This window comes from Lacibacter cauensis, assembly GCF_007830055.1.
GTDB classification, from domain to species: Bacteria; Bacteroidota; Bacteroidia; order Chitinophagales; family Chitinophagaceae; genus Lacibacter; species Lacibacter cauensis.
In genome coordinates, this window is the sequence record NZ_VLLE01000007.1 from 101,187 (window position 1) to 119,278 (window position 18,092).

The window sequence follows — 18,092 nt, forward strand, 5'->3', positions numbered from 1 at the left end:
ATGAATAAGTATTTCAAACAATTTCTCATAGTGATAGCAGCAGGTATAGCTATAAGTTCCTGCCACAAAATTGAGGTAAAGCCTAATTCGCTTTATACCGAAGATGTGTTCCCGAAAACCGATGCCGAATTTCAGTCGGTAATGGGTACTATTTATACCAGTTTACGTGGGCATTATTCGCTTGGTTACTGGTTTGCACAAGAACTCAGTTCAGACGAATCGATATTGCCGGTGTATGGTGGTAACTGGTTCGATGGACAAGGTTATATTCAGTTGCACCGCCACAACTGGAATAAAGATCATGGATGGATTACTACAGTGTGGAATGATGCCAACTCAATCGCCGGTCTGTGTAACCAAACCATGTATATTTTCAAAAATGCACCTGAAGGTGATTCGAAAAATACAGCAATTGCCGAGCTGAAAACATTAAGAGCATTTGCCTATTGGGAACTGCTCGATATGTTTGGTAACGTTCCTTTAGATACGGTTTATCCAAGTCCCGGCGTGCAGGCAAAAGCAACACGTGCACAGGTATTTACTTTTGTTGAATCTGAGTTAAAAGCAGCACTTCCTTATTTAAAAACAGCAACAGGCAGCAGCACTTATGGTAAAGTAACCAAGTGGATGGCCTATGCATTGTTGGCAAAACTGTACTTAAACGCAGAAGTGTATGCTGGTACTCCTAAATACAACGAAGCAATTGCGGCTTGCGATGCTATCATTGCTTCAGGCAATTTTGCGGTAGAAGGAAGAAGTACATATCTTAATCAGTTTGCTCCAACAAACGGACCTTCCTTCAAGGAATTCATTTTCGCTATTCCTTACGATCCGTCAACAAGCAATGGTTACTTATTCCACGGCCGTTACGATCTAAACCGTAACCTCGGTATCAAGTATCGTTATTCAGGAAGTACACCGGGTAGCTATTCATTCAACCAGATCATCATGAACCAAACAACCGGCAATGGGTTGGTGAATGCAAGACCAAGCGGACCTCGTGCAACATTATCGAGCTTCTACAATGCTTATTTTGTATCTGATGCCAATGATATCAGAAACAATCAGTGGTTGGTAGGTCTTCAATACTGGCCTGATGGAAGCCCGTTGATGGTGAGCACAACCAAGAAAGGGTACAACCAGTTTTATACAGGTTCTGATGGCGCAACTGCTATGACCTATCACCTGTATATCGATTCTGTCTTTTCTACCCGCCAGGATGCAGCTTCACTGGATATGGGTAATGATGAAATTGCCTGGAACATGGGTATCCGTAATATCAAGTTTGCGCCCGATCCAAACTCATCAAGCCGTAACCAAAGTAACGATGCCCCACTATTCCGTTATTCAGACATTCTGTTAATGAAGGCTGAGGCAATCTTACGTGGTGGTACAGCAACAAATGGCCAAACAGCGCTTTCATTGGTGAATAGTGTACGCAGCAACCGTACAACTTCACCGGCATGGACAACTGTAACACTGGAAGATTTGTATGCAGAACGTGCACGTGAATTTACATGGGAGTGCTGGCGCAGAAACGATATGATCCGTTTTGGTAAGTTTGAAAATGCTTATGGCTTTAAAACCAACACAGATACGTATCGTCGTATTTTCCCGATTCCAACTTCGGCAATGAACACAAATCCGAAATTGGTGCAGAACCCAGGTTATTAGTATTCTCAGCAGTTATAATCAATAGTTAATCACCCCGGGGTTGTCAAGCCCCGGGATTTTTCTATCACGTATATTTATTGCATGCAATCACTACTCCAAAAATCAATACTGTTTGTTGCATTTGTAGTATGTTACAATACACAACAGGCGCAGGTATTGGTAAAAGATTCATCCTCTTTGCCGAAGCCAGATACAAAGCTGGTGAAGAAAGAAAAAGCATTACACTTTATTGCCATGGGCGATTGGGGACGTAACGGAGCCGATCATCAAGTACAGGTAGCCAAACAAATGGGTATAACTGCCAATGAAATTGGTTCGATGTTTACCATTGCTACAGGTGATAATTTTTACCCCAGTGGTGTGATCAGTGAGTTTGATCCGCTTTGGAAATATTCGTACGAAGATATTTATACCGATTTCCGTTTGCAGTGGGATTGGTATCCTGTATTAGGTAATCATGATTACAAAAGCAATCCCGATGCGCAGGTAAACTATTCAACCATCAGCAGACGTTGGAAAATGCCTGCACGGTACTACAGCAAAATATTTTCAATCAACGGCGATACTACACAACAGGTGTTACTGGTATTTATTGATACCAATCCATTGATTCCTGCGTTCTATAAAAATGCGGAGTATGGTCCAAATGTAAAAGGGCAGGATACAACCAAACAAAAACGGTGGATGGAAAAACTGCTCAGCAACAAATCGCCCAACATTAAATGGAAAATTGTGGTTGGTCATCACCCGATGTATTCCGGTGGCGGACGAACAGAAGGGTACGATACCAAAGCCATCCGCAATTCATTAAAGCCAATGTTTGATAAGTATCATGTAGATGTTTATCTCTCTGGCCACGAACATAGTTTGCAGCACATGCAAAGTGAAGGCAACATGCATCATATTATTTCCGGTGCAGCGTCGGAAAAAACGCCTGCACGTTTAATTGAAAACAGTTTGATGTCTGCTTCTGAGTATGGCTTCTTTGTTTTCTCTGTTACAGGAAATGAATTATTACTGCAAGCAGTGAATGATACAGGAAAAATTATTTACAGCTACACAATTAAAAAATAAATTCTGTTTGAACCAGGCTGCAACATATAACCAACCAACTGCAACAAACAGCAGGCTTTTATCGCTCGATGCGTTGCGGGGCTTTGATATGTTCTGGATCGTAAGCGGCGAAGGAATATTTCATGGTCTTGCAGCTGCTGTTAAAAACAAATACGGACTAATACAAGACAAAACAACCTGGCAAATAGCTACAACCGAGCAGTTGAGTTTTTTTGAACGCATACTGGTTGGTATCAGCAATCAATTACATCACACTGTGTGGAATGGTTTTACGTTTTACGATCTGATATTTCCACTATTCATTTTTATTGCCGGGGTAAGCATGCCGTTCTCTTACAGCAAACAATTGAACGGATTGCCTGATGCGAAAAAGAAGATCTACCGTTCATTAATTAAGCGAACAGTATTATTGTTGTTGCTTGGTATGATTGTAAACGGTCTGCTGCAATTCAAGCCGTACGATGAAACACGCTTTGCCAGTGTACTTGGCCGTATTGCATTGAGTTGTTTTTTTGCTGCTATTATTTATCTCAATGCGTCGTTTCGTTGGCGCATTGCATGGGTTGTATTGTTGCTGTTGGGCTATTGGCTGATGTTGCTGTTTATACCTGTTCCGGGTTTTGGTGCAGGTGATCTTACTGCCGAAGGAAATGTTGCAGCCTACATTGATCGTTTATTCCTGCCGGGCAAATTGCACCGCACAGTCTACGATCCCGAAGGATTACTTTCTACCATACCTGCCATTGCAACAGCATTACTGGGAATTTTTACAGGTGAGTTCATGCGTTTACAAACGCACACAGCTAAAAAGAAAGCCTTGTTTTTAACAGCAGCAGGGTTGGTTTTATTATTAACAGGTTGGCTTTGGAGCTTTGTTCTTCCAATCAATAAAAATTTATGGACCGGTTCTTTTGTACTCTACACCGGTGGATGGAGTTTGTTCCTGTTTGCACTGTTTTATTTTGTGCTTGATGTGCAACAGTTCAAAACCTGGAGTATGCCGTTTGTATGGCTGGGCTGCAATTCTATTTTAATTTATATGGCTGCACATGGCGTGGTCAACTTTCTGTCAACTTCCGAATTTGTATTCGGAGGTATCATCAAACAATTTTCTCCCCAATGGAGCGAAGCGTTATTATGGACAGGTGTTGCACTCATTCAATTTGCCGCTTTGTATTTTTTATATAAACGAAAGCTGTTTTTAAAACTATAACGATTAACGTACTTGCCCAATGCATAAATTATTACCAGCCGATTATATTGTTTTCTTCATCTACTTCATTGCTGTATCTGTTTATGGGTATTACATCTACCATAAGAAGAAATCGGCAACCATGAGCTCCAACGATTTTTTTCTTGCCGAAGGTTCGCTTACATGGTGGGCTATTGGGGCGTCGCTCATTGCCTCCAATATTTCTGCCGAACATTTTATTGGCATGAGTGGCTCCGGTTTTGCATTGGGGCTTGCTATTTCAACCTACGAATGGGCATCGGCTGCAACGCTCATCATTGTGGCGGTATTCATCATTCCGTTGTATCTCAAGAATAAGATCTATACCATGCCGCAGTTTTTGGCAAAGCGGTATAACGATAGTGTAAGCACCATCATGGCGGTGTTCTGGTTACTCGTATATGTGTTTGTAAATCTCACGTCCATTATTTATCTCGGTGCATTAGCCATCTCTTCTATTTCGCCCATCAGTTTCGAATGGAGCATTGTTGGCTTAAGTGTGTTCTCCATTGTTGTTACACTCGGTGGTATGAAAGTGATTGGTTATACCGATGTGATACAGGTGATCGTATTGTTGATTGGAGGATTGGTGACAACGTACTTAGCGCTATCACTGCTTGCAGATAAGTTTGGTTTTGATGGAAATATCCTTGAAGCTCTTGGTGTGTTGCGCAAAGAAGCTCCGGATCATTTTCATATGATTTTTGATAAGTCAAGTCCGCACTACAAAGAGTTGCCCGGCTTGTCGGTGTTGATCGGCGGCATGTTGATTAATAACCTTGCTTACTGGGGATGTAATCAATACATCGTTCAGCGTGCATTGGGTGCCGATTTAAAAACTGCACGCAACGGAATTTTGTTTGCAGCATTCTTAAAACTGTTGATTCCTGTTATTGCTGTACTGCCCGGCATTACCATGTATGTGATGCACCAAAACGGTATGTTCCAACAGGAGATGATAGATGCAGCAACCGGCAGCATCAAACCCGATCATGCGTATCCTACATTGATGAACTTGTTGCCGGCAGGTTTAAAAGGTGTCGCCTTTGCTGCATTAACTGCTGCAATTGTTGCATCGTTGGCAGGTAAGGCCAACAGTATTTCCACCATTTTCTCACTCGATATTTATAAAAAGTATTTCAATAAAGATGCATCCGATAAAAAAGTTGTGCGTGTTGGTCGTTGGGCTGTGATTCTGTCTATGGTAATTGCGGCAATTATTGCGCCTGCATTAAAATCACTCGATCAGGCTTACCAGTTTATACAGGAGTATGTTGGATTCTTTTCACCCGGTGTGCTGGCGATCTTCTTGTTAGGTATGTTCTGGAAACGTACAACAGCTGCTGCTGCATTGGCAGGTGCGGTGTTAACGATTCCTGTTTCTACCGTATTAAAATTTTTACCAACTTGGACAAACGGTGCATTCCCCGATTATCCATTCCTTGATCGAATGACGATTACATTTTTTGCAATTGCCGTGCTGATGATTGTGATGAGTTTACTCAAGCCCAACAAACCCGGCGATACGCATTCAATTGAAGTAGATAAAAGTTGGTTTAAGGTGTCAACTGAATTTGTTATTGGTTCTGTGATTATTTGTGGCGTGTTGGTGGCGTTGTACACCGTGTTCTGGTAGTATTATTCATCCTTTAACTTGAAATGACGATGAACAGAAATGATTTTTTGAAAATAGGAGCAATGGCAGCATTAAGTCCGTTGTTTGTAAAGGCATCAGCAAATGATTTTAGTGCGTCCATTGACACAGAGATGATGAACCACTTACTTGCTGCAAATGATAAAACAGCAGCACAATTAATGGAAACGGTGAAGCCTGGCAACCTTCGTTTCAGCCGCATGATCGCTTATGATATTGCCGTGCTTACGGCTGCTTATTGTGCAAAAGGATCGGCGTACTATCACCATACAGAAGTGGTAAGCAAGATCGATTTGCTGGTGAAGTTTTTAGCAAGTGCACAGGCAGAAGATGGAACGGTAAATGTGGGTAATCTGGAATCGCCACCTGATACTGCGTTCCTTGTTGAGATACTTGGTCCTGCTGCATCCATCCTGCGGAAAGATAACAGCAGCGAATTGAAAGATGTGCAGCAACAGTTAAAACAAATTTTATTAAAAACAGGTGAAGGTCTTTCAACAGGTGGTATACACACGCCTAATCACCGTTGGGTGATAAGTGCAGCACTTGCGCAACTCAGTCATTTATATCCCAACAAAAAATACAGTAACCGCATCAACGATTGGTTGGGCGAAGGCGTGTTCATTGATGCAGATGGGCATTACCCTGAACGCAGCGGTATTTATTCGGGTGTGGAGAATGCAGCATTTATAACAATAGCAAGGTTGGCGAACAAGCCTTCGCTGTATGCTCCTGTTCGGAAAAATCTTACCATGTACCAGTACTACATTGAACCGAATGGCGAATTGGTACGCAACGATTCAAGGAGACAGGATCAGTACGAAGCTGCTGCAAAGCCAAGTACGCTGTTTTATCTGCAGTACCGGTATATGGCTGTTCATGAAAAAAGTCAACTCTTCGCTGCTATTTGTAAACAGATCGAAGGAACAAAGGATTTTGAAAAAGACATACTTACCCGTTCGTTGTTTTACTTTTTGGAAGATGAAACATTACAGCAACAATTACCAACTGCTGAAGTGTTGCCTGAACGGTACGAAAAATTATTTACAACATCACACCTGCTGCGGATTAAGGAAAAGAACACAACCATTACATTGTTTGGCGGAACCGACCAGCCCCTGCTCATTGCATCGGGTCGTTCTAATTCGCCAGATTTCTTTTCGTACAGAAAAGGGGATGCTATTTTGAAGTATATGCGGTTGTCGTCGAATTTTTTCAGCATGGGTTATTTCTATAGTGATGGTTTGCGAAAAGAAGGGAACAGCTATGTACTGCGGAAGAAACTGGAGATACCTTACTATCAACCGTTGCCAAAAGAAAAACGAAAAGCAAATGGCGATTATAAATTGTCGCCGAGTATTGATGATCGTTTCTGGAATAAAATGGATTTCAGTAACCGTCCGGTGAGTAATGTAAAAACATTGGAAACCATTATCCGTTTAACTGAAACAAACGGAACGGTTGAGCTGGACTTTGAACTGAAAGGAATGAAGGGCGTACCTGTTACCATTGAATTGTGTTTTAAAGAAGGCGGACAATTAACAGGTGTTGCTGCTGCAGATGCAAACGGCAATAGTTTTCTGGAACAGGGAACAGGTGAATACCGTTCGGGAAATGACGTGATTTCATTTGGTCCCGGTGCAGTAGCACATAAACAAATCATAAACCTCGAAGGAGAACGTTACAGTACGCATTTCGGAACATTGCGTACCAAAGGTGAGCATGTGTACATTACCGGTACAACACCATTTAAACACAAACTTATATTTCGTTAACCAGGTTGTTAGTTGAAAGCGGTAACAGCTTGCCTTGATTAAGTTGAATAGGAATGAAAAAAACATTTTCCATACTTTTCTGCATACAGTTTTTCTGCTTTGGTTTATTCGGGCAGATGTATAAACAGTGGGGCGATCTGGGAAATGGAACTTACGCTAATCCTGTTTTGCCTGCCGACTTTAGCGATCTGGATGTTATTCGTGTGGGGAATGATTACTATGCTATCTCATCTACAATGCAGTTTTCTCCAGGCATGGTCGTGCTGCATTCTGTTGATCTGGTGAATTGGAAAATCATTGGACATGTAGTAGACGATCTTACGAAAATAAGTCCGCAGCTCAATTGGGATAAAATGAATCGGTATGGCAGAGCTGTTTGGGCAGGTTCTATCCGCTACTATAAAAATAAATTCTGGGTTTACTTTGGTACACCTGACGAAGGTTTTTTTATGAGCTCGGCAACAAATCCTGCGGGGCCTTGGGAGCCACTTCATCATTTATGGAATGTATCGGGCTGGGATGATTGTTGTTCTTTTTTAGATGATGATGGGCAACTTTATTTCATTGCAACAAATTTTTCAACTGATCCGAAAAATAAGAAGGAGTACAACATTCATCTGTTTAAAATGACAGCGGACGGAAAGCAGCTGATCATGGAATCGGATACGATTCTGTACCAGGCAAAAGGAAGTGAAGCAAACAAGCTATATAAGATTAATGGATTGTACTATCATTATTTCAGCCAGGTAAATGAATTAGGACAACGTTACATTATGATGGGACGATCAAAAAATATTCTCGGTCCGTATGAATACAAGCAGTTGAATAAAGTTGACAGAACGAAAGATAGAGAACCCAACCAGGGAGGATTGATAAAGGTAACTGACGATCAGTGGTATTTTTTAACACATCATGGAAGGGGAGATTGGGAAGGAAGACCGGCCAGCCTGTTACCGGTAACATGGATCAATAACTGGCCCATCATTGGCAAGGTTGGGAAAGATACCATTGGTGAAATGGTATGGACAGGAAAGAAACCAATCACAGTAAAGACGCAACAGACTATCCAAACAAGCGATGAATTTCAATCTGCAAAACTGAATGTGCAGTGGGAATGGAATTACCAGCCGAGAGCAGATAAATGGTCGTTAACGGAGCGTAAAGGCTTTTTGCGTTTACATGCATTTACACCATTTGATCCGACGAACAAAGAACAACTGTTACTGCGTGCAGGCAATACCATTACACAACGCAGTATGCGGACCAACACAAACCTTGCAACTGTAAAACTTGATATCAGCAATATGGTTGATGGGCAGCATACCGGATTAACACATTTTTCTACTGCAGGCTACAGTACAATTGGTATACGAATGAATAATGGACAAAAGTTTTTGGTCTACCATGTAAACGGAAAAGATTCTGTCGTTAGGACGATAACACACAAAGATATCTGGCTGCAATCATCGTGGAATATCGACGGCATGAATATCTATTCGTATAGCCTTGATGGAAAAAAGTTTATTGCGCTCACAAATTCTTCACAGTTAAGATGGGGAAGCTACCGGGGCGACCGCATTGGTATTTATAATTACAATTTACTTGCTGAGAAAGGTTTTGTTGATGTTGATTATTTCCGGTACAGTTATTCCAAGTAGTTGTATCAACCGTAGTGCGCAAGTAGAAATAAAATTCAGTTAACTGTAAATATATTTTAGTGATGGATATGAAGAAGATTGTTTTATTCGCAGCGTTGATTTTTACAGCACAGTTTGTTTTCTCTCAGCAAAGGGAATTCATTATTACTGCTTTTGCTGCAAAGGCCGATAGCAAAACCAACAATGCAAAATTTATTCAGGCAGCAATTGATAAAGCGTCTGCTGCAGGTGGTGGCAAAGTAATTGTACCGAAAGGAAAATTTGTAACCGGACCAATTGTATTAAAGAGTGGAGTGGAGCTTCATTTGCAGCAAGGCGCAGTGTTACAGGGGAGTACGAATCGAATAGATTATGGTAAAGAAACTGCACAGGCGCTTATTAGTGCAGCGCATCAAAACAATGTTGCAATAACCGGCAAAGGTGAAATTGATGGACGAGGTGCGGAACTGGTGGAAGACGTGTACCGTTTGTTGAAAGCTGGAAAGATTACGGATGCAGAATGGAAAACAAAACGGCCAACAGAGTTCAATCGCCCCAAACTTGTTTTGTTTGAATTGTGCAATAATGTTCGTGTTACAGGAGTAACCATTAAAAACGGTTCGGGCTGGGTGCAGGATTATATCCGTTGCAACAATGTAATTATCGACAGCATAACAGTTAACAGTACCAGTTACTGGAACAACGATGGTATTGATATCACCAATTCAAAAAATGTGTCCATCACCAACTGCTATGTAAATGCAGCCGATGATGCCGTGTGTTTAAAATCAGAAGGTAAGGAACCGGATAGTTGTGTTAATATCTACATTGCCAACTGCAAACTTCGCAGCAGTGCAAACGCTGTTAAATTCGGCACAGCATCGAAAGGTGGATTTCGTAATGTAGTTATAAAAGATATTGAAGTGTGTGATACCTATCGCTCAGCCATTGCACTGGAAGCAGTTGATGGCGGGTTTTTAGAAAATGTAGAAGTACAAAATATTAAAGCAACCAATACAGGCAATGCCATCTTTATTAAACTTGGTCACAGAAACAAAGACGAACGTTACAGTGTGGTGCGCAACATTCACGTGAAAGATATGTATGTGGAAGTGCCTGCAACAAAACCTGACAAGGGTTATAATATGGAAGGACCATTGTTGCGTTATCCTCCGGGTGTTGTTCCTGCCAAGCAAGGTGAAGTGCAAAGTGTTTCTCCCTGGAATCATACATTGAACGACAGCACGGCCATCATTTACCGGCACAATGTATTTCCATCTTCTATTTCAGGATTGCCCGGTCATGATGTGGAATCGGTCACATTGGAGAATATTGAAATTGTGTACGAAGGCGGAGCCGATAAACAGCGGGCTTATTTTCCCTGGCAAGCATTAACAAAGATCACCGAAGCAGAAACTGCTTACCCGGAGTTTTCTATGTTTGGCGAATTGCCTGCATGGGGTTTGTATGTGCGGCATGCAAAAAATATTCAATTGAAAAATGTAATGCTTCGTTATAAACAGGAAGATTTTCGTGTGCCTTGTATTTTTGATGATGTGAAAGAATTGCAGATACAGCAACTCTCAATTCCGCAAAGCAAAGATGTTCCGGTGCTGTTGTTGAACAATGTAAAAGGTTACAGCTTCAAAGAACTTCGTTTGCCTAAACCGGAAAGTGAAGCAATTATTGTACAATAGAATTACAGGTTATGAAGGGAGTGACACAACAAAAGATGAACTGTAGCAATACAGCTGGCTACATAAAAAATATTTTCAGTTTATTGTCAGTAATCGTACTGATGCAATTTGCAACAGCACAAAACCTAATGAAATATGTGCAACCGCTGGCAGGCACAGCATCGGCAACAACCATTAGCGCTGTTAAACACAGCGAAGCAGGCGGAACAGAAACAAACGCCAACACCATTCCTGCAGTAACATTACCGTTTGCAATGACACAATGGACAGCGCAAACAAAACAAACCGAGAACAAATGTGTGCCACCTTATTTTTATAAAGATTCCTTGCTCACGGGATTTCGTGGATCTCATTGGTTGAGTGGTTCCTGCACGCAGGATTACGGAAGCTTTACAGTAATGCCCGTTGCTGGCACATTAAAAACAGCAGCGAAAGAGTATGCCGTTCGCTTTTCGCATAACGATGAAATTACTTCGCCTGCTTATTATAAAGTGAAAGCTGGTGCAGTTACAACAGAGATCACTTCCACACTTCGTTGCGGACTGTTGCAGTTTACAATGCAGCAGGATGATAGTTTGTACGTGTTGGTTACACCCAACAGCGATTATGCAAAAGGGTTTGTAAAAGTGGATGCAGCGAAAGGAGAAATATGGGGTTACAATCCGGCGCATCGTATTTACCAGGGTTGGGGCGAACCAACAGGTTTCAGCGGATGGTTTTATATCAAGATTGAAAAGCGATTTACAAAGCGTGGCACATTTGCAGGTGCTGAAGTTTTTACAAATGATAGTGTACTGCAAAAGAAAGAGGCAGGTGCGTTTGCTGGTTTCAAGTTGAAGAAAGGTGAGCAGTTATTATTACGCATCGGTACATCGTTCAGCAGCCTTGCAGCAGCAAAGAAAAATTTAGCAGCAGAAGTTGGCTCAAAAAGGTTTGATGCTGTTCGTGCTGCTTCAACACAGCAATGGGAGAAAGTATTGGCACAGGTGCAGGTGCAAACAAACAATGAAAAAGACAAGCGTGTATTTTATACAGCCATGTATCATTCCATGCAGCATCCACGTTTGTTCAGCGATGTGGATGGCACTTATCCTTCGTTTGCAGGTAATGCCCAGTTGAAGAAAATGAATGGGAACTATTACGATGATTTTTCGATGTGGGATATTTATCGTGCACAATTGCCATTGCTGGAAATATTGAATCCAACGATGACGAATGATTTTGTGCGGTCGTTGATCTTAAAAGGGGAGCAGGGTGGATGGTTGCCGATCTTTCCTTGCTGGAACAGTTATACTGCTGCCATGATCGGCGATCATGTAACTGCATTTATTGCGTCGGCATACAACAAAGGTATTCGTAATTACAATGTACAGTCTGCATACCAATTGATGCGTAATAATGCATTTGAAACACCTGCCAGTTTTGCGGAGTATAAAAACGGAATGGGACGAAGAGCATTAACATCGTACCTGCAATATGGTTATGTGCCAATGGAAGATAGTGTGCAGGAAGCCTTTCACAAGAAAGAACAGGTGAGCCGGACATTAGAATATGCGTTTGATGATTATGCATTAAGTGTTGTGGCAAAGGGTTTGAACAAAACAGAAGATCACAAAAAATTACAGCAACGTTCATTCAATTATCAAAACGTTTTTGATGCATCGGTTGGTATGATGCGTGGTCGTTTTGCAATAGGAAAATGGGTTGAACCTTTTCGTGCTGATATTCGTGAACCTTATATTACCGAAGGTACACCAAGACAATATACTTTTTATGTGCCGCAGGATATTCCGGGTTTGGCAAAGCTGATGGGCGGAACAATGTCATTTGAAAATGCATTGGATAGTTTGTTCAGGAAGAATGAATACTGGCATGGTAACGAACCCGGTCACCAGATTCCCTTCTCGTACAACTACACTTCATCGCCTTACAAAACGCAGAGAGCAGTAAGAAAGATATTGGCAGAAGAATACAGCGATGGGCCCGGTGGATTAAGCGGTAATGATGATGCAGGACAAATGAGTGCATGGTATGTGTTTGCAGCAATGGGTTTTTATCCTGTCGATCCTGTTTCAAACAACTATTTATTATGTTCTCCTTTGTTTGATGTAATAACTATGCGTTTGCAGGGAAATAAGACATTTACACTGCAAACACATAAAGCAAGTGCGCAATCGCTTTACATTGATCAAGTAAAATGGAATGGGAAACTGTACAGTAAAAATTATATCACTTACCAAATGATCATGCAGGGCGGCAAGCTGGAATTGTGGTTAACAGATAAGCCAACACAATGGGGAGCATTACCTGCAAACAGACCAACAGGTTTAACTCAATAAAGGAATAGTCATGTCTACATTCAAAACATATTTCATTGTTGTGCTTTCGTTCATTTGTTTTTCCGCAGCAGCACAGCAAGGCAACCGACAGAAAGTATTTGTGGTAAAAGATTTTGGTGCAGTGGGCGATGGTAAAACAGATGATGCCGTTGCAATACAAAAAGCAATTGATGCAGCACATGCAGCAGGTGGTGGTACGGTGTTGTTTACTGCGCCGTTTGTGTACAAGGCAAGTCCCATTACTGTCAAATCAAATATTGAACTGCATTTGCAGGGAGGTTCAAAACTGCTTGCCAATCCTGATGAAAAGGTTTATACCAAAAGTGCCTTCCGAACTAATCCCGGCGAAGGAACAATCTGGATCGGAGGAGAGAACGTAGAAAATTTTACCATCAGCGGTAACGGAGAAATTGATGGAAATGGTATTTCATTCATGGGTGCAGAGCTGGAAGATTCGTATGAGTTGAAACCGTTTAATGTGCTTGATCCACGTCCGCATGTATTAACCATCATTGGCGGAAAGAACATACGCATACGTGATGTGAAGATCGGCAACTCTGCTTATTGGACGGTTCACTTGATTGGTTGTGATGATGTGGTGATCAGCGGTATTACTTTGCTCAACAGTTTAAAAGTGCGTAACAGTGATGGTATTGATCTTGATCATAGTAAAAATGTACGCATCAGCGATTGTTATATTGAAAGCGGTGATGATTGTATTTGTTTAAAGAACCGCAGAGAGTATGAAGAGTTTGGTGTGTGTGAAAACATTACTGTTACCAACTGCACCATGACATCCAGAAGCTGTGCCATCAAAATCGGTTCGGAGAATATGGATACCATCCGCCAGGTGCTGATCGATAATTGCATCATCAAAAAAAGTAATCGTGGGGTTGGTATTCAGCACAGGGATGAAGGTGTGGTGAGTGATGTCATCTTCAGCAATATGATCATTGAAGGACATTTATTCAGCGATGTATGGTGGGGCAAAGCCGAACCCATTTACATTACTGCATACCGCAGGGCAAAGATCAATCACAAAGATGCCAACTGGCGTTTTCCCAAAGGAGCAACAGAAGGAAAAGTGGGCGTGGTGAAGAATATTTATTTCAGCAACATTAAATGCTCAAGCGAAAACGGTGTGTATGTAAGCGCCGAATCGCAGGATAAAATTCAAAATATCGTGTTTGATAATGTGGATGTGTTCATCAACAAAATAACGAACATACAAGGTGGCATCTACGATCGTCGCCCGGCAAATGTAGAAGGCTTTGTAAAAGGAACCACTGCCGGTTTTTATTTTGATACCGTGAAGAAAATTGTACTGCGGAATTGTTCGGTAGAGTGGGGCGATAAGAAAGAAGCTTATTTTTCAAATGCTATCCGCAGCATCAATGTCGGTTCGTTGGAACGGTTCGGCTTCAGCGGCACCTCCGCTTTTCCCAAAACAGCGCCTGCCATCAAACAATGATGCACATCATCTACACAATAGGTAAATAGTGGGCTTTGTAAGCCGAAGAGCAATAACTTTACCCCCGTTCAAATTTTTGCCCGTTCGACCAAGGTCATCCGGGCGGGCTTAGCAAAACAATCAAAAATGATGAGGGTAATTTTTCTTGCCGCACTTATTGTATGTAGTTCGTTCAACGCTTCTGCACAACGCAAACGAGTTAACATCGATGAAAACTGGAAGTTTGCTTTTGGTCATGCCGCAAATCCTGAGAAGGATTTTAACTATGGTCTCAAAACTATTTTCTCCAAATCGGGAGCAGCAGCCGGCACAGCCATCGATCCGAAGTTTAACGACAGCAGCTGGCGCACACTTAATCTGCCGCATGATTGGGCCGTTGAATTGCCTTTTGCTTATGTAGATAATTTCGATGTAGAGAGTCACGGGTACAAACCTGTTGGTGGTTTGTTTCCTGCAACAAGTATCGGTTGGTACCGCAAACAATTCAAACTGGAAAAAGCAGACTCGGGCAGAAGATTTCAATTACAGTTCGATGGTATTTTTCGTGATGCCAATGTATGGATCAACGGATTTTATCTCGGTAATAACAAGAGCGGTTATGTGGGTGTAAATTATGATGTCACTGATTTTCTCAACTTCGACCGTAACAACGTTATTGTTGTTCGTGTGGATGCCACACAATACGAAGGCTGGTTTTACGAAGGTGCAGGTATCTATCGCCATGTATGGTTAAACAGTTATCTTTCATCTCATATTACAACAGATGGCGTGTTTGCTTATGCAAACATCAACGGGAGTAAAGCAACATTGAATGTGGAGACAAGCATCATTAATGAATACGGTAGTTCAGGTAGTTATTCTGTATCAACATATCTCACCGACAGAGCAGGAAATAAAATTACATCATCAAAAGAACAGGCGCTTGCATTGAATGTGCTGGAAGAAAAAACGTTGAAGCAAACAATTGCTGTTAACAATCCAACAATATGGTCGTTGGAGAATCCTTACCTCTATCGTGTAGTAGTGGAGTTAAAACAGAATGGAAAAATCATCGATCAGCAAAAACTTCGTTTTGGTTTCCGTTCAATCGAAATAAAACCGAATGGTATTTTCCTTAATGGTAAACACATTAAAATTTACGGAACAAATAATCACCAGGATCATGCAGGTGTAGGAAGTGCCTTGCCCGATTACTTACAATACTATCGCATTGGTCTATTGAAAGAAATGGGTGTGAATGCTTACCGCACCAGTCACAATGCACCAACACCTGAGTTGCTTGATGCATGCGATAGTTTGGGTATGCTGGTAATGGATGAACAACGTTTGCTCAACAGCGGTGCTGAATACATGGATCAGTTTGAGCGTTTGGTAAAGCGTGACCGCAGCCGTACTTCTGTTTTTATGTGGAGCATCGGTAACGAAGAAGGCTGGATTCATACCAACTCTTTCGGTAAGCGTATTGCAGAATCATTTATTGCCAAACAAAAACAACTCGATCCTACACGAACATGCACCTATGCTGCTGATGTGGCGAATGTTTATAAAGGGGTGAATGAAGTGATTCCTGTACGCAGTTTCAATTATCGTCAGTTTGCTGTGGCCGATTATCATAAAGATCATCCCGATCAACCGATCATTGGTACAGAAATGGGCAGTACGGTTACCACACGTGGTGCATTGGAAAAAGATTCTATCCGTGCTTATGTGCCCGACCAGGATATTACTGCTCCGTGGTGGGCCAGCCGTGCAGAAGAATGGTGGAAGCTGGCAGCAAGAAACGATTTTTGGTTAGGTGGTTTTGTCTGGACAGGATTTGATTATCGTGGTGAACCAACGCCGTACAAATGGCCGAACATCAATTCGCATTTTGGAGTGATGGATGTTTGCGGCTTTCCGAAAAATATTTACTACTACTACCAAAGCTGGTGGACGGATAAAGATGTGCTGCACATTTCGCCACACTGGAACCATCGTAACGAGTGGGGGCTACCGAAAAAGCAAATTGATGTGTGGGTGAACAGTAATGCAGACAATGTAGAGCTGTTCCTGAATGGAAAAAGTTTAGGGAAGAAGGATATGCCCCGCAACGGTCACCTGCAATGGAAAGTGGAATTTGAACCAGGCAAGCTGGAAGCAGTTGCTTATAAAAATGGACGAAAACTGACAAGTAAAGTTGAAACAACAGGTGTACCAGTTGAAGTAGTATTAACGCCGTATAAAACAACGATGCTTGCTGATGGCAAAGATGTAACCGTGATGAATGTTTCTGTTGTTGATCGTGAAGGAAGAGAAGTACCCGATGCCAACAACATGATTTATTTTAAAGTGGAGGGCGATGCGAAAATCATTGGTGTAGGTAACGGTGATCCCAGCAGTCATGAAGCAGATAAATGTGCAGATGGTTTGTGGCAACGCAGTTTGTTCAATGGTAAATGCCAGGTGATTATTCAGTCGGGAACAAAGCCGGGTATTTTTAAAGTAGAAGCAAGTGCAAAGAATTTGTACACCGGTTCAACAGATGTGATTACAGTTGATCCGGTAAAAGCAGCAACGATTACCATTGATGAAAAGTATAAACTGAAAGGTGAAGCTGCAAAGCCAAGAGTTGTTGATCAGATGATAGGCGCTGATATTTCGTTCTTACCCGAACTGGAAGCAAAGGGAATGAAATTCTCGGATAAAGGTGTAACCAAAGATGCTATTGAGATCATCAAAGAGCATGGCATCAACTATGTGCGTCTGCGTATCTTTCACGATCCTGCGCAGGATAGCGGCTATTCACCCAAGAAAGGATTTTGCGATCTCAATTACACAAAGCAAATGGCGAAGCGTGTAAAAGCTGCCGGATTAAAACTGTTGCTTGATTTTCATTACAGCGATTACTGGGCTGATCCCGGTAAGCAATACAAACCTGCTGCATGGAAAGGTCTTTCGTTTGAAGAGTTGAAAAAAGCCTTGTACGATTATACCAAGATGGTGATGGAGGAATTGAAAGCGCAAAATACGTTGCCCGATATGGTGCAGGTGGGCAACGAAATCAATCATGGTATTGTTTGGCCCGATGGTAATGTGAGCAATATGGATCAACTGGCGCAACTACTTTGTGCAGGAACAGCTGCAGTAAAAGCGGTTGAACCGAAAACACAAATGATGTTGCATGTAGCACTCGGGGGACAAAATAACGAATCAGTTTTCTTTATCGATAACATGCTTGCACGTGGAGTGCATTTTGATGTCATCGGGCAATCATATTATCCCAAGTGGCATGGCACATTAGCCGACCTGGAGAATAATCTCAATGATCTTGTTCGCCGTTATAACAAAGATGTAATTGTAGTTGAATACTCAGCATTGAAAGAAGAAGTGAACAAAATCGCTTTTGGGTTACCGAATGGAAAAGGAAAGGGCACTTGCATTTGGGAACCACTCAGCACCTGGGAAAAGTTTTTTGATAACGATGGTAAATCGAATCAGTATCTGCCGTTGTATGATGAGATGAGTAAAAAGTATCTGAATAAATAAACAGCAGTTTCAAAA

The 18,092-nt window shown here is 41.8% G+C and carries 10 protein-coding genes; all 10 read left to right on the plus strand.

Annotated elements, in window-relative coordinates; all coding sequences use genetic code 11:
- The 10 genes from IQ13_RS19795 to galA all read left to right on the plus strand — a co-directional run bounded on the left by IQ13_RS19795 (position 1) and on the right by galA (position 18,077).
- The gene (locus IQ13_RS19795) at positions 1-1,674 is read left to right on the plus strand and encodes a RagB/SusD family nutrient uptake outer membrane protein (protein WP_144888482.1); all 1,674 of its coding nucleotides are present in this window, start codon (positions 1-3) and stop codon (positions 1,672-1,674) included.
- Between the two features lie 81 nt (positions 1,675-1,755).
- Complete coding sequence (locus IQ13_RS19800) at positions 1,756-2,748, plus strand: metallophosphoesterase (protein WP_144888483.1); 993 nt, start codon at positions 1,756-1,758, stop codon at positions 2,746-2,748.
- Entirely contained in the window at positions 2,705-3,961 is a 1,257-nt protein-coding gene (locus IQ13_RS19805) for an acyltransferase family protein (RefSeq protein WP_199758319.1), read from the plus strand. The genes IQ13_RS19800 and IQ13_RS19805 overlap by 44 nt, the downstream gene beginning before the upstream one ends.
- Positions 3,962-3,980: 19 nt before the next feature.
- On the plus strand, positions 3,981-5,615 hold the full coding sequence (locus IQ13_RS19810) for a sodium/sugar symporter (protein WP_144888484.1): 1,635 nt from the start codon (positions 3,981-3,983) through the stop codon (positions 5,613-5,615).
- 62 nt (positions 5,616-5,677) lie between these two features.
- The gene (locus IQ13_RS19815) at positions 5,678-7,408 is read left to right on the plus strand and encodes a hypothetical protein (RefSeq protein ID WP_199758320.1); all 1,731 of its coding nucleotides are present in this window, start codon (positions 5,678-5,680) and stop codon (positions 7,406-7,408) included.
- Positions 7,409-7,461: 53 nt separating this feature from the next.
- Positions 7,462-9,066 carry a glycoside hydrolase family 43 protein gene (locus IQ13_RS19820; protein ID WP_144888486.1) on the plus strand — a complete coding sequence of 535 codons (1,605 nt, stop codon included), beginning with the start codon at positions 7,462-7,464 and terminating at the stop codon, positions 9,064-9,066.
- A gap of 68 nt (positions 9,067-9,134) precedes the next feature.
- The gene (locus IQ13_RS19825) at positions 9,135-10,742 is read left to right on the plus strand and encodes a glycoside hydrolase family 28 protein (protein WP_144888487.1); all 1,608 of its coding nucleotides are present in this window, start codon (positions 9,135-9,137) and stop codon (positions 10,740-10,742) included.
- A gap of 101 nt (positions 10,743-10,843) precedes the next feature.
- A complete protein-coding gene (locus tag IQ13_RS19830; protein WP_144888488.1) occupies positions 10,844-13,081 on the plus strand; it encodes a GH92 family glycosyl hydrolase in 2,238 nt (745 codons plus the stop codon).
- Between the two features lie 10 nt (positions 13,082-13,091).
- Entirely contained in the window at positions 13,092-14,552 is a 1,461-nt protein-coding gene (locus IQ13_RS19835) for a glycoside hydrolase family 28 protein (protein WP_144888489.1), read from the plus strand.
- Positions 14,553-14,678: 126 nt separating this feature from the next.
- The gene (gene galA, locus IQ13_RS19840) at positions 14,679-18,077 is read left to right on the plus strand and encodes a beta-galactosidase GalA (RefSeq protein WP_144888490.1); all 3,399 of its coding nucleotides are present in this window, start codon (positions 14,679-14,681) and stop codon (positions 18,075-18,077) included.
- Positions 18,078-18,092: the final 15 nt, after the last annotated feature.